The organism is Amphritea atlantica, assembly GCF_024347255.1.
Classification (GTDB): Bacteria; Pseudomonadota; Gammaproteobacteria; order Pseudomonadales; family Balneatricaceae; genus Amphritea; species Amphritea atlantica.
This window is the reverse complement of the sequence record NZ_AP025284.1, coordinates 4,791,577-4,804,482: the sequence shown is the minus strand read 5'-3', so window position 1 is coordinate 4,804,482 and position 12,906 is coordinate 4,791,577. Positions and strand designations below refer to the sequence as shown.

12 protein-coding genes are annotated in these 12,906 nt (G+C 49.0%); 9 read left to right on the top strand and 3 right to left on the bottom strand.

The genetic code is table 11. From position 1 onward, the window contains the following. Window positions 1-220 precede the first annotated feature (220 nt). The 4 genes from rpmH (at window position 221) to mnmE (ending at window position 4,147) form a co-directional block, all read left to right on the top strand. The gene (rpmH, locus tag OCU43_RS22210) at window positions 221-355 is read left to right on the top strand and encodes a 50S ribosomal protein L34 (RefSeq protein WP_091354204.1); all 135 of its coding nucleotides are present in this window, start codon (window positions 221-223) and stop codon (window positions 353-355) included. A 24-nt stretch (window positions 356-379) separates the two neighbouring features. Continuing rightward, the gene (gene rnpA / locus OCU43_RS22205; protein ID WP_091354201.1) at window positions 380-757 is read left to right on the top strand and encodes a ribonuclease P protein component; all 378 of its coding nucleotides are present in this window, start codon (window positions 380-382) and stop codon (window positions 755-757) included. A 27-nt stretch (window positions 758-784) separates the two neighbouring features. Beyond that, the gene (yidC, locus tag OCU43_RS22200; protein ID WP_091354199.1) at window positions 785-2,455 is read left to right on the top strand and encodes a membrane protein insertase YidC; all 1,671 of its coding nucleotides are present in this window, start codon (window positions 785-787) and stop codon (window positions 2,453-2,455) included. A gap of 324 nt (window positions 2,456-2,779) precedes the next feature. Continuing rightward, entirely contained in the window at window positions 2,780-4,147 is a 1,368-nt protein-coding gene (mnmE, locus tag OCU43_RS22195; RefSeq protein ID WP_091354196.1) for a tRNA uridine-5-carboxymethylaminomethyl(34) synthesis GTPase MnmE, read from the top strand. Between the two features lie 5 nt (window positions 4,148-4,152). Here the strand turns inward: mnmE and OCU43_RS22190 are convergent, their stop codons facing one another. The 3 genes from OCU43_RS22190 to OCU43_RS22180 all read right to left on the bottom strand — a co-directional run bounded on the left by OCU43_RS22190 (window position 4,153) and on the right by OCU43_RS22180 (window position 7,120). Further along, on the bottom strand, window positions 4,153-4,995 hold the full coding sequence (locus tag OCU43_RS22190; protein WP_091354194.1) for a helix-turn-helix transcriptional regulator: 843 nt from the start codon (window positions 4,993-4,995) through the stop codon (window positions 4,153-4,155). Between the two features lie 87 nt (window positions 4,996-5,082). Beyond that, window positions 5,083-5,949, bottom strand: a complete 867-nt coding sequence (gene aguB / locus OCU43_RS22185; RefSeq protein WP_091354192.1) for an N-carbamoylputrescine amidase — start codon at window positions 5,947-5,949, stop codon at window positions 5,083-5,085. A gap of 79 nt (window positions 5,950-6,028) precedes the next feature. Next, entirely contained in the window at window positions 6,029-7,120 is a 1,092-nt protein-coding gene (locus tag OCU43_RS22180) for a polyamine ABC transporter substrate-binding protein (RefSeq protein WP_091354189.1), read from the bottom strand. Between the two features lie 133 nt (window positions 7,121-7,253). Here OCU43_RS22180 and trxC point away from each other — a divergent pair, with 133 nt between their 5' ends. From trxC to OCU43_RS22155, 5 genes are all read left to right on the top strand, one after another. After that, window positions 7,254-7,691 (top strand): thioredoxin TrxC, encoded by a 438-nt coding sequence (gene trxC, locus OCU43_RS22175; RefSeq protein ID WP_091354187.1) that lies wholly within the window; start codon window positions 7,254-7,256, stop codon window positions 7,689-7,691. A 911-nt stretch (window positions 7,692-8,602) separates the two neighbouring features. Continuing rightward, window positions 8,603-10,492, top strand: coding sequence for a tRNA uridine-5-carboxymethylaminomethyl(34) synthesis enzyme MnmG (mnmG, locus tag OCU43_RS22170; protein ID WP_091354185.1), 1,890 nt, complete (start codon window positions 8,603-8,605; stop codon window positions 10,490-10,492). Continuing rightward, window positions 10,492-11,124 (top strand): 16S rRNA (guanine(527)-N(7))-methyltransferase RsmG, encoded by a 633-nt coding sequence (rsmG, locus tag OCU43_RS22165; protein WP_175483432.1) that lies wholly within the window; start codon window positions 10,492-10,494, stop codon window positions 11,122-11,124. Before mnmG ends, rsmG begins: the two co-directional genes overlap by 1 nt. After that, on the top strand, window positions 11,121-11,918 hold the full coding sequence (locus OCU43_RS22160; protein ID WP_091354180.1) for a ParA family protein: 798 nt from the start codon (window positions 11,121-11,123) through the stop codon (window positions 11,916-11,918). The genes rsmG and OCU43_RS22160 overlap by 4 nt, the downstream gene beginning before the upstream one ends. Before the next feature lie 3 nt (window positions 11,919-11,921). Continuing rightward, the gene (locus OCU43_RS22155; RefSeq protein WP_091354177.1) at window positions 11,922-12,803 is read left to right on the top strand and encodes a ParB/RepB/Spo0J family partition protein; all 882 of its coding nucleotides are present in this window, start codon (window positions 11,922-11,924) and stop codon (window positions 12,801-12,803) included. Window positions 12,804-12,906 lie beyond the last annotated feature (103 nt).

Below are 12,906 nucleotides of genomic sequence, written 5' to 3'. Positions count from 1 at the left end.
ATTGTGCATATCTGAAAATAACGCCTGAGAATAATGTTACAAAGGCCAGAAACGGCTTTATTATCTGTCTGAAAAAGATCGTCACAGCTTTTTTATGATTGATGTCAGGAATTGTTTGCAAAGCGGATATCTTTTCTCTACAATTTCGCGTCTGTTTTTGACCGTGGGATTCAGCCAACCTTACTGATACCACCACACTGTATGTTAGTAGGACTGACCAATGAAAAGAACATTTCAACCAAGTAACCTGAAGCGTAAACGCACTCACGGTTTCCGTGCACGTATGGCAACTAAGAACGGCCGTGCTGTTATTAACCGTCGTCGTGCTAAAGGCCGTAAGCGTCTGTCAGCATAATTTTTTGCCTGTCAGGCTCTCTGAATGAATGAATTCAGCTATCCCCGCCAGTTAAGACTTTTAACTGGCGGGGATTTTAAACAGGTATTCAGCCGAGCCAGCCTCAAGGTGTCAGATAAACATCTGTTGATCCTTGCCCGTCCAAACGATCTCGATCATCCCCGTGTCGGCTTTGTCTTCTCCAAAAAAAATATCCGTTTAGCTGTTAATCGTAACCGCGTTCGGCGTATCATTCGCGAGTCTTTCCGTCTTAATCAGCATAAGCTGCCTAATGTCGATATCGTTATTCTGGCCAGACAGGGTCTGGGAGATATCGAAAACAGCAACGTTCACGCCCTTATTAATAAGAGCTGGAACCGCCTGATTGGCCGAGCCAAGGCAAAATCTGACAAATCAACTTAAAACTTATAACTGAATGGTCCAGAAACCATGGATGTACAGCGCATTATATTGATCGCAGCACTGGCAATTATCTCCTATATGCTGGTGCTTCAATGGAACCAGGAATACGGTGCTCAGCCGGTAGCGGTTGCCCAGACCGAGTCTGTTTCAGCCTATCAGTCCAGTAACGAAACTGCGGCTCCGCAAGCGGGTGATCTGCCTCCAACGACAACTGAGGTGGCTGCTAACAACGATCTGCCGGAAGCTCAGGCCGTTGCGACAACAGCACAGCAACAGCTGATCTCTGTTAAGACCGATGTTCTGGAGCTGCTGATCGATACTAAGGGTGGCGATATCATCCAGTTGACGCTGCCAAAGCACAAAGCAGCGCTGAACGATGATAAACCCTTCGTGTTGCTGGAGCAGAATGGCAATCGTACCTATGTATCTCAGAGTGGTCTGATCGGTAAAGATGGTCTCGACGCTAAGAAAGAGGGTCGGCCGCAATACACCACAGCCAAAAACAGCTATCAGTTGGAAGGCGACAAACTGACCGTTGATCTGGTGCATACCGGTGATGACGGCGTTGTAGTCACCAAACGTTTCGTCTTTACCAAAGGCAGCTACAAGATTGAACAGGATTTCCTGATCAACAACGGTTCTGCTGAAGTATGGCAGGCTAAGCTGTTTGGTCAGATCAAGCGTGACGGTTCAAAAGACCCTTCGCAAACCACCAGTATGGGGATGCAGGCATTTCTGGGTGCAGTGTTCTCTACCGCGGATGAGCACTACGACAAATTTTCCTTCAAAAAGCTGGATGAAGCCAACGTTAAGAAAACCAGCTTGGGTGGTTGGGTTGCTATGTCCCAACACTATTTCCTCAGTGCCTGGATCCCAGCGCAGGATCAGGAAAATAACTATAGCAGCCGGGTAAGCAACGGTAACTATATTGCCGGTTTTGTCGCACCTGAGTTTTCTGTTGCACCTGGTGAAACAAAAACCGTTAGTGCAGGTTTCTACGCCGGACCAAAAGAGACCGATCTGCTGGAACAGGCGGCACCGAATCTGGAGCTGACGGTTGATTACGGCATTCTCTGGTTCATCGCCACACCGTTGTCCTGGTTGCTGAAAACGATTCACAGCTTTGTGGGTAACTGGGGTGTCTCTATCATCTTTATTACCATCATCGTTAAAGCCCTGCTGTTCCAGGTAAATGCGAAAGCATTCAAATCGATGGCTAAGATGCGTAAATTTGGCCCCGAGATGACCCGTCTGAAAGAGCTGTATGGCGATGACCGTCAGAAGATGTCTCAGGCAATGATGGAGCTGTACAAGAAAGAGAAGATCAACCCACTGGGAGGCTGTCTGCCTATTGTTGCGCAGATGCCAATATTCATCGCTCTGTACTGGACGCTGATGGAGTCGGTTGAACTGCGTCATGCACCCTTTGCACTGTGGATCAATGACCTGTCGGTGATGGACCCCTACTTCATGCTGCCCATCCTGATGGGTGCGACCATGTTTATTCAGCAGTTGCTGAACCCGACCCCTCCCGATCCGATGCAGGCGAAGATTATGAAGATGCTGCCAATCGTCTTCACCTTCTTCTTCCTCTGGTTCCCGGCTGGTCTGGTACTGTACTGGCTGGTGAACAACATTCTGTCGATTACACAGCAGTATATAATCAACAAGCAGATAGAAGCTGAAGGCAGTAAGTAAGCCTTCACTAACTTAGAAAAAAGGCCTCTGATGAGGCCTTTTTTTCGCTTCGCTTAAGTAGCCAGAACGGAAACTCCGTTTCCTGCTAGTGGTTAGACGCGACTACGTCGCTTGCTAGAAAAAGCTTAAGAGCCTCTCAACGTTTTAGGCAATAGCACGATTGCAGGCTTTTTCTAACGATTAGCGAGCACGCAGTGCCGTTCTGGCTACTTAAGCGAAGCTGCGTCTGAGTTGTGATAAAATCCCATCTTCTCAAAGTATATAATAAAGCGCTTATATCAAAGCTCTTATATCAAAGCGCTTAAAAAAGTTTCCGAGGCTTCAATGACGCTGATTAACCAGGACACCATCGCCGCACAAGCAACGCCGCCAGGACGCGGAGGCGTGGGTATTGTCCGGGTTTCAGGAAAGCTGGCTGCAACGATTGCCCAGCAGGTGGTGGGCTTTGTGCCTAAGCCTCGCTATGCCCATTACGGGCCATTCTTTGACGCCGATAATAATCAGCTGGATCAGGGATTAGCACTCTATTTTCCCGGGCCGAACTCCTTTACCGGCGAAGATGTGCTTGAGCTTCAGGGCCATGGCGGTCCGATTATCATGGACTTTATCCTGCGCCGGGTGGTGGAGTGCGGTGCGCGACTGGCCAATCCCGGTGAATTTTCCGAGCGCGCCTTTCTCAACGATAAACTGGATCTGACGCAGGCTGAAGCGATCGCCGATCTGATCGATTCCAGTTCTGAACAGGCTGCCCGCTGCGCCCTGAAATCTTTGCAGGGAGCATTCTCCGAGCGGGTACATCAGTTGGTTGAAACGCTGACCCAACTGCGCATCTATGTCGAAGCCGCTATCGACTTTCCGGAAGAGGAGATCGATTTTCTCGCCGATGGCAAGGTCGCCGGTGATCTGCAGCGCATTATTGATAAACTGGCAGAAGTTAAACAGGAAGCACGGCAGGGCAGTATCATCCGTGAGGGGATGAGTGTGGTGATCGCCGGAAGACCCAATGCGGGGAAATCCAGCCTGCTGAATGCGCTGGCAGGTAAAGAGTCGGCGATTGTTACCGATATCGCCGGTACTACAAGGGATGTGCTGCGCGAGCATATCCATATCGATGGTATGCCACTGCATATTATCGATACAGCAGGGCTTCGGGATGCCCCCGATGAGGTTGAGCGGATCGGTATCAGCCGCGCCTGGGATGAGATTCAGAAAGCCGACCGGGTGCTGCTGATGGTGGATGGTACAACAACCGCCACCGATGACCCGGAACAGATCTGGCCTGAGTTTGTCAGCCGGCTTGAAGACAGAAGTAAGATCACGGTGATCCGTAATAAATGCGATCTGACCTCGGAACAGCCGGTTATTGGTGAGCATGATGGCCATACCCTGATCTCTCTCTCGGCCAAAGCGGATATCGGTGTGGATAACCTGCGCCAGCATCTGAAAGACTGTATGGGCTATGCCAATACCACCGAGGGTGGTTTTCTTGCCCGGCGTCGCCATATCGATGCCCTGAACCGGGCGGAAAGTTTACTCCTCACTGGCCAGGAACAGCTGATCTACGGCGGCGCCGGAGAACTGCTGGCCGAAGACCTGCGTCAGGCACAGCAACATCTGAGTGAGATCACCGGTGAATTCAGTTCCGATGATCTGCTGGGACGGATCTTCAGCTCATTCTGTATCGGTAAATAATCGGCTCAGCGATATTTGATAGGGTCTTCCATCGAGCCGACAGGCACATTTTTAAGACACTCCAGAAAGATGGAGAAGAGTTCTCCATGGGAGGTGATCTCAAGTTTCTGGTGGATACGTTTGCGATAAACCTTAACGGTTTCCGGGCTGATCTCCAGTAACCGGGCAATCGATTTACTGGAGTGTCCGCGAAGAATACACCTGACAATTTCGCATTCCCGGTCACTCAGGCATGAGGAGCCAAATAACTGAAACGCCTTTTCCAGATGGGCTCCAACCCGTCCGGTATCCTGAGACAGATCCGATCTGATCTCCGGCCAGTGACTTCGGATCAGTGATATAAACAGTGATTCAACCAGGTCTAAGCGATGCAGGTCATCGGTTGTCAGAGCTGATCGGTTATCTCTTAGCCCCAGGGACAGATGGATCTGAACGCTCTCATTGATATTCACAATCAGAGAGGTTTCATCCCGTAGCCGGGTAGGGACATAAAAGTTTTTAAAATAGTCGCTTTCAAAGAAGTCATCGGGCGCGATATCTCTGAGATGATAAAAACCATCTTCCACACGTTGTTTAGACAGCTCGTAAAAAGGATCGAGTAGATAAGCCCCCTCAAAGTAAGGAATCCAGCAGTTCTCTATCTCTCTTTTATGGAAATCATTAAACAGGGGGCGGGGCAGTTCACCAGGAATAAAGGCATAACCCATGACAGTGTCATATGCCGAGAGGTATTCACAGATTTGGCAGAGTAAACCCGGGAACTCATCTGTACCGATGGCCGCCACCGCCTTAGCACTGAGATCAAAAACCTCTTTTATCTCCTTATTACTGATCAGCGGTGTATGCATTGGGTTTCCTGAGTTTATAGGCTTCTCCTTAATAGTATAGGGTTCCGATAAAGATAAAAACGGGCCATATTAACGGCCCGGATGTTGTTAAAAGTGAGCAAAAGATAGTATTTCTTTATAGTGTTCAGGTCTGCGGTCTCTGAATAGCCCCCAGCCGTCTCTCTGTTTTGCTATCTGATCCAGATCGAAACTGGATAACAGAACCGTTTCGCTGTCACTATCACCATCAGCAACCAGTTCGCCTGTCTGATCGGCGATGAACGATGAGCCATAGAATTTTATCGGTGTGTTACCCTCAGTCTCCTGACCTGTTCGGTTGGATGCGATAACCGGCAGGATATTTGCGGCGGCATGCCCTTTCATCACATTCCGCCAGTGATCGGCGCTGTTATGATCCGGATCGGATGGTTCACTGCCTATCGCTGTGGGATAAAAAATCATCTCGGCTCCCTTAAGAGCCATAATACGCGCGGCCTCAGGAAACCATTGATCCCAGCAGATACCCACTCCAATCCTGCCATAGCGGGTATCATGAACCATAAACCCGGTATCCCCGGGACTGAAATAGTATTTCTCTTCATAACCCGGGTTTTGTGGAATATGCATTTTCCGATAGGTATCACTCACTGATCCATCGGCATCGATAACCACCAGAGAGTTAAAACGGGTATTTCCCGCGCGTTCGAAAAAAGACAGTGGTAACACCACCTCTAACGCTTTAGCCAGCTCAGAAAAGTGCGCTATCAGCCCGCTTTCTTCGACGGTTTTTGCCAGCTCATTGTGACAACTATGCTGCTCAGCACAGAAATAGGGGGTTTCAAATAGTTCCTGTAACAACACAATCTGCGCACCTTGCTGAACAGCCTGCCTGACCAGTTGTTCCGCTTTGGCCACGTTGCTCTGAATATCCCATGTGCAGGACATCTGAGTCGCTGCGACGGTTACTTTTCTCATTCTGTGTCTCACTAATCGTTGTTATTCAAAGCCTGCAGCCAAACCTGACTACAGACTGACAGCATTCAGAAACAGGTCTTCATCGTCCTGTTTTAATCGATGTCCAGGCACTGGTTAACCTGCGATCAAATTTTGCTGTATGCGCTTTTTGTGAGAAGAGATTCGCTTTCAGCTCTTCATCAGGATAGATCCCCTGATTGGTGCGTATTGCCTCATCCAGAAATGGCCCAACCTTGGTGTTCGGCACGGCATACATGACGAAGTTCGATATATCCGCAGCATTTTCAGGTTTCAGAAGGTAGTTAATAAATTGATGGGCCGCGTCGCTGTTAGTGCTATCAGCAGGTATCGCTACCAGGTCAAACCATGCAATAGTGCCCTCTTTTGGGATGGCATATTTAAGGGTTGATTTCATACCCGCCTCATCTGCTCGTTTCTGGGCACGGAGAAGGTCACCGTTATAGCCAATCGTCACACATACATCACCATTGACCAGATCCTTAACAAGGTTCCCCGAGTTAAAGTACTTTATATTCCCGCGCACTTTCTTGAACAGATCAGTCGCTTTACTCAGGTCTGCTCTGTCTTCACTATTGGGATCAAGTCCCAGATAATTTAAAGTAATCGCCATTATTTCTGAGGGTGAATCCAGTAAAGCGATACCGCAATCTTTCAGTTTCGAAGATATCTGCTGATCAAAAATCAGATCGAGAGTATTAAATGGACGGTCTCCTAAACGCTGCCTGAGCATATCTTCGTTGTAACCCAGTCCAATTGTCCCCCAGGCATAGGGGATACCAAAACGGTTACCCGGATCATTCATCTCTGCATTTTTAAGTAGCGCTGGATCAAGGTTGCGATAGTTAGGAAGTTTTGATCGGTCTAATTCCTGATAAATACCTGCTTTAGCCTGGCGCTCAAGGAATGAGCCGGAGGGTACAACCAGATCATATCCTGAGTTGCCTGCCATCAGTTTCGCTTCAAGTACTTCATTGGAATCATAAACGTCATAGTTAACTTTGATCCCGGTGTCAGCTTCAAAGTTTTTAATAACCTCCGGCTTTATGTAATCCCACCAGTTATAAACGTTGAGAGTCTGTGACTCTGCCGCCGCAAACCCTGAAAAACTTAACGCCAGGCCTGCGACTAAACTGATCTTTATTATTTTCATGATGTATCACCATTACCATTGATTGCGTTGATCTTTAGCCTAGAAGTATTTGAAAGTGCCCGGTATCCCCACTACGTGGTACAATTTTCCTGTTTATAATTCATCACTGACAGATATAGCAAAGGTGGTATCAATGGCCCTGAATATCAGCTGCCCGGGTTGTTCGACCCTCAACAAAGTGCCTGCAGAGCGTCTTCAGGACGGCCCGAAATGTGGTAAATGCAAACAGCCACTGTTTCAGGGCAAACCAGTAGATCTGACAGCAGCAAACTACCAGAACATGGTGACCCGTAATGATATTCCGGTTCTGGTTGATTGCTGGGCCAGCTGGTGCGGCCCCTGCAAGCAGTTTGCTCCGGTATTTGAACAGGCTGCCGGGCTGTTTGAACCGAAACTAAGACTGGCCAAGCTCGACACTGAAGCTGAGCAGACCATTGCCGCACAACTACAGATCCGTTCCATTCCCACCCTGATTCTGTTTAAGCAGGGCAGAGAGAGTGCCCGAATCAGTGGCGCTCTACCTCTGGGACAACTAAAGCAATGGCTGAACCAAAACGGGGTTGATCTCTGATCACCCCCTGATTTTCTCATCTAAACCTGCCGTTTCCTCTCCAGCATCACCCAGCCCGATTTATCCCCAACGCTACTGCGCGCTGTATACAACACGCCAGCAAAAGTTATAAACAGTTATTAAAAATCCACACATTAGAAAATAGTTATATTTTTCATACTCTTACATTAACCATCTTCAAGAGGAATAAAATTTATCAACACTTTTCTGTGGATAAGCTTTGAATTAACAGCGTATAAACTGTGCAGAGCCGGTGCTTATCTTATGCCACTTGAAAATTTAGCAACTGAGTCATCATTCGCTCATCGGTAAAACATTGTTGCTCCGGGCAGGTGAAACAACTGATAGCCCCTGTATAGAATCACTAATATGGCCAACATCAGGCTGATTCGCTTCAGATCGGTTATCCAAACGATAGATCAGCCGTCGCCACACCATTCTTTACAGCAGAGATGTTCTGGATAAACCTGCCTGGCAACAGAATTTATCCACTAATTCCTGTGTATAAACTGTATAACTGTATGGGAACAACCGCTTAGCAAAACTGTGCATAATAGTGTCTGTGCATAAACAGCCTGGTTATACACAGCTCTGTGACACCCTGTTCAGAGGTTAAACGCAGCTATACAACAGGGTTATATGATCATTAATCTATTGATAAATAAGTAATAAAATTGGTTATCAACTGAAAAACGCTGCCTCATTAATAGAAGTAAAAATAAAGAACATATCTTAAGAACATATTTAACTTATATATAAAAGATTAAAAAAAAGTAACCGATTAAAAGGTGTACAAAGTTTAACCATTTCTATATTGACCCCTTAGGTTTATACTTAGCGCCTTTTTCTGAGCCACTGCCTTCAGGCATAACAACCCGGGCTCTCTTCAATTAGATAATGAGGTTAAGTGAGTGGACTATCCTGACCACTTTGATGTGATTGTAATTGGTGGTGGCCATGCCGGTACTGAAGCTGCATTAGCTGCAGCCCGGACAGGCGTTAAAACCCTGCTGTTAACCCATAACATTGAAACCCTGGGCCAGATGTCCTGTAATCCGGCGATTGGTGGTATCGGTAAAAGTCATCTGGTTAAAGAGATCGATGCGTTAGGTGGAGCGATGGCGATTGCCACCGATAAGGGGGGGATTCAGTTCCGTACCCTCAACTCCCGTAAAGGTCCGGCAGTACGTGCCACCCGCGCGCAGGCAGATCGTATTCTCTATAAAGCGGCGATTCGTGAAATTCTGGAAAATCAGCCAAATCTACAACTGTTCCAGCAGGCAGCGGATGATCTGATTGTGGAAGGCGAGTCGGTCAAAGGGGTGGTAACACAGGCGGGTCTGCGTTTCTTTGCCAATAATATTGTGCTTACTGTCGGTACTTTCCTCGGTGGTAAGATCCATATTGGTCTGGATAATTACTCAGGCGGACGTGCAGGTGATCCTCCCTCAATCGCGCTGGCTGACCGGTTACGGGAGCTGCCATTACGGGTTGACCGGTTGAAAACCGGCACACCACCGCGCATTGATGCCCGCAGTGTCGATTTCAGTGTGATGCAGGAACAGCCGGGTGATACTCCGACTCCTGTGATGTCGTTTATGGGTTCTCTGGCAGATCACCCCCGTCAGATCAGTTGTTATATTACCCATACCAATGAACGTACCCATGATATTCTGCGTTCCGGACTGGATCGTTCACCGATGTATACCGGAGTTATCGACGGCGTCGGTCCGCGCTACTGTCCATCAGTGGAGGATAAGATCGTCCGTTTCGCCGACAAAACCAGTCATCAGGTATTTGTTGAGCCGGAGGGTCTGACCACCCATGAACTGTATCCGAATGGTATCTCCACCAGTCTGCCCTTTGATATTCAACTGGCAGCGGTTCGCTCTATCAAAGGCTTTGAAAACGCTTTTATTACCCGTCCAGGGTATGCGATTGAATACGATTATTTCAATCCGCAGGATCTGAAACATACGCTGGAAACGAAACTGATCAACGGTCTTTACTTTGCTGGTCAGATCAATGGCACTACCGGTTATGAAGAGGCCGGTGCCCAGGGATTGCTGGCGGGGGTTAACGCCGCCTTGCGGGCACAGGAGAAGGAGCAATGGTATCCCCGTCGGGATGAAGCCTATCTGGGAGTTCTGGTGGATGATCTGATCACCATGGGCACCTCAGAGCCTTATCGTATGTTTACCAGCCGGGCCGAATATCGCCTGATTCTGCGGGAAGACAATGCCGATCTGCGTCTCACAGAGAAGGGCCGTGAACTGGGCCTGGTGAGTGATGAACGCTGGCAGCGTTTCTGCGATAAGCGCGAAGCGATTGAACTTGAGAATCAGCGCCTCAAAGAGACCTGGATTCAACCGGGTAGCGCTGAAGCGGAGCTGCTCAACGGGCAACTGCAGCAACCGATTAGCCGGGAATATAATCTGCAGGATCTGGTTAAGCGGCCAGAACTGAATTACGCCGCGGTTGCCGGGCTGAAAGGGGAGCCCGTGAGCGATCCCCAGGTAGCGGAACAGGTCGAGATTCAGATCAAATATGCCGGATATATTGATCGTCAGAAAGAGGATATCGATAAGGTTCGCCGCCAGGAAGATACGCTGCTGCCGGTTGACTTCGATTACGCCTCGGTGGGTGGTCTGTCCAATGAACTGACCGCCAAGCTGGAGCAGGTCCGACCTGAAAGTATCGCCCAGGCAGCCCGGATTCAGGGCATGACACCGGCGGCGATCTCGCTGTTGTTGATCCACCTGAAAAAGAAACAGATGACCAATAAAAAGGCTCAGGCTTGATGCAGCAGTATCGAAACTTACTGGAACAACAGTGTCATCAGATCGGCCTTCAACTGAGCGATGCGCAGTATGAGCAGCTATTGCAATATCATGCACTGCTGATCAAATGGAATAAAGCATTCAACCTGACGGCGGTCCGCTCTCCCGAAGAGATGATCAGCCGGCATCTTATCGATAGTCTCAGCGTGCTGCCCTATATCGATGTTGAGCGTCTTATTGATGTCGGTAGTGGCCCGGGATTGCCGGGTATTCCCCTGGCGATCTGCCGTCCGGATCTGCCGATCACTCTGCTGGATAGCAATATTAAAAAAAGCCGTTTCCAGTTTCAGGCTAAAGCCGAGCTGAGACTGGACAATGTTGCAGTAATCCATGAGCGGGTGGAAAAATATCATCCGGATACCCTTTTTGATGGGGTTATATCAAGGGCATTTGCCTCATTACAGGATATGATTCACTGGACTTCACATCTGTGCTCTGACACGGGTGTTTTTCTTGCAATGAAAGGAATGTATCCTGAAGAGGAGATTGAGTTATTACCCGAGTCGATTAATCTGCGTCAGAGTATCCGGCTAACCGTACCGGGCACCGATGGCGAGCGGCATCTGCTGATGTTAGGGAGAACTTCAACGTGACCAAAATATTAACCATCACCAACCAGAAAGGTGGCGTGGGTAAAACCACAACCTGCGTGAATCTGGCAGCTTCACTGGCAGTCACCAGGAAGCGTGTGCTGATGATTGATATGGACCCTCAGGGCAACGCCACCATGGGCAGCGGCGTGGATAAGCACAACCTGAAAAACTCCGTTTATGAAGTGCTGATTGGTGAAGCAACCCTGGAAGAGTCGATTATCAGAAATGCTCCCGCGGGCTATGATATCGTCGGTGCTAACGGCGATCTGACCGCCGCTGAAGTTGAGCTTCTGCAGCTACCGCGGCGCGAATTCCGGATGAAAATGGCGCTGGAGAAAGTCCAGGATCAGTATGACTTTGTACTGATCGATAATCCCCCCTCGCTGAACCTGCTGACGGTTAACGCGCTGGCCGCTTCCAGCGGTGTCATCATCCCGATGCAGTGTGAGTATTATGCGCTGGAGGGGATCAGTGCACTGGTGGGAACGATCAATAAAATCAATAAGCGGCTCAATCCTGAACTGAAGATTGAAGGGATTTTGCGCACCATGTTCGATCCCCGTATGAGCCTGACCAAAGATGTCTCTGACCATCTGGTGGAATATTTTGGCGATCAGGTGTATCGCACCGTGATTCCGCGCAACGTACGTCTGGCGGAAGCCCCCAGTCATGGGCTACCGGCACTGATGTATGATAAAAATTCCCGGGGTTCGGTGGCCTATCTGGCGTTGGCGGGGGAGCTGATTCGCAGATCGGCTCAGAATGATAAACAGGCAGACAAACAGGAAGGCTGATCGATGGCGGTTAAAAAGCGTGGTTTAGGGCGGGGGCTGGATGCACTGTTATCAACCAGTACTAAATTTGCTGAGGACGCTGTAACCGATGCGAAGTCGGAAGGTGGCGATGGCTATCGGCTGATGCCGATTGATCAGATTCAGCGGGGTAAATACCAGCCCCGTCGGGATCTTGAACCTCAGGCACTGGAAGAGCTGGCAAACTCTATCAGAGCTCAGGGGGTGATGCAGCCCATCGTGGTCCGCCCGGTGGGTGAAAATCTGTATGAGATTATTGCCGGCGAACGTCGCTGGCGGGCCAGTCAGATGGCAGGGCTTGAGGATATTCCTACCGTAATTCGTGATGTGCCCGATGAAGCGGCAATTGCGATGGCGCTGATCGAGAATATTCAGCGGGAAAACCTCAACCCGATGGAGGAAGCGATCGCCCTGGATCGCCTGAAAATCGAGTTTGAACTGACCCAGCAGGAGGTTGCTGATGCGGTGGGTAAATCCCGCTCTTCGGTGACCAATCTGCTGCGTCTGATGCATCTCACCGATGAGGTGAAAAAGATGCTCGAATACGGTGATCTTGAGATGGGTCATGCCCGGGCATTGCTAGGTATGGATGGCCCGGATCAGATTATCGCTGCCAAAGAGGTGGTGGGTAAAAATATGTCTGTGCGGCAGACAGAAGACCTGGTGCGCAAGCTGCAGCAGAAAAAAAATGAGCCCGCTAAAGAGCCTAAAAAACCTGATCCACTGCTTAAAGATCTGTCAGATTCGCTTTCCAGCAGGCTGAACAGCAAAGTATCCATCAGCGAAAATGCCGCCGGTAAGGGGAAAATTACCATCGCTTATGAAAACCGCGAAAAATTTGAAGCGATCCTTAAAGCCCTGCAATAATTAAGGTTTTTCTGCAGCGTAAGATCGCTGCAGATACCGCTACTAGGGTATTTACTTAGTTCTTCTACTCTGCAGGTCTAATACAAAAGTGCAAATCGGCCTG

What these genes read in the sequence shown, in the direction of transcription:
- rnpA (WP_091354201.1), top strand. Translation starts at nt 380, where the DNA reads ATGAATGAATTCAGCTATCCCCGCCAGTTAAGACTTTTAACTGGCGGG.
- OCU43_RS22155 (WP_091354177.1), top strand. Translation starts at nt 11,922, where the DNA reads ATGGCGGTTAAAAAGCGTGGTTTAGGGCGGGGGCTGGATGCACTGTTA.
- aguB (WP_091354192.1), bottom strand. Translation starts at nt 5,949, where the DNA reads ATGAGAAAAGTAACCGTCGCAGCGACTCAGATGTCCTGCACATGGGAT.
- trxC (WP_091354187.1), top strand. Translation starts at nt 7,254, where the DNA reads ATGGCCCTGAATATCAGCTGCCCGGGTTGTTCGACCCTCAACAAAGTG.
- rpmH (WP_091354204.1), top strand. Translation starts at nt 221, where the DNA reads ATGAAAAGAACATTTCAACCAAGTAACCTGAAGCGTAAACGCACTCAC.
- OCU43_RS22180 (WP_091354189.1), bottom strand. Translation starts at nt 7,120, where the DNA reads ATGAAAATAATAAAGATCAGTTTAGTCGCAGGCCTGGCGTTAAGTTTT.
- yidC (WP_091354199.1), top strand. Translation starts at nt 785, where the DNA reads ATGGATGTACAGCGCATTATATTGATCGCAGCACTGGCAATTATCTCC.
- mnmE (WP_091354196.1), top strand. Translation starts at nt 2,780, where the DNA reads ATGACGCTGATTAACCAGGACACCATCGCCGCACAAGCAACGCCGCCA.
- OCU43_RS22190 (WP_091354194.1), bottom strand. Translation starts at nt 4,995, where the DNA reads ATGCATACACCGCTGATCAGTAATAAGGAGATAAAAGAGGTTTTTGAT.
- rsmG (WP_175483432.1), top strand. Translation starts at nt 10,492, where the DNA reads ATGCAGCAGTATCGAAACTTACTGGAACAACAGTGTCATCAGATCGGC.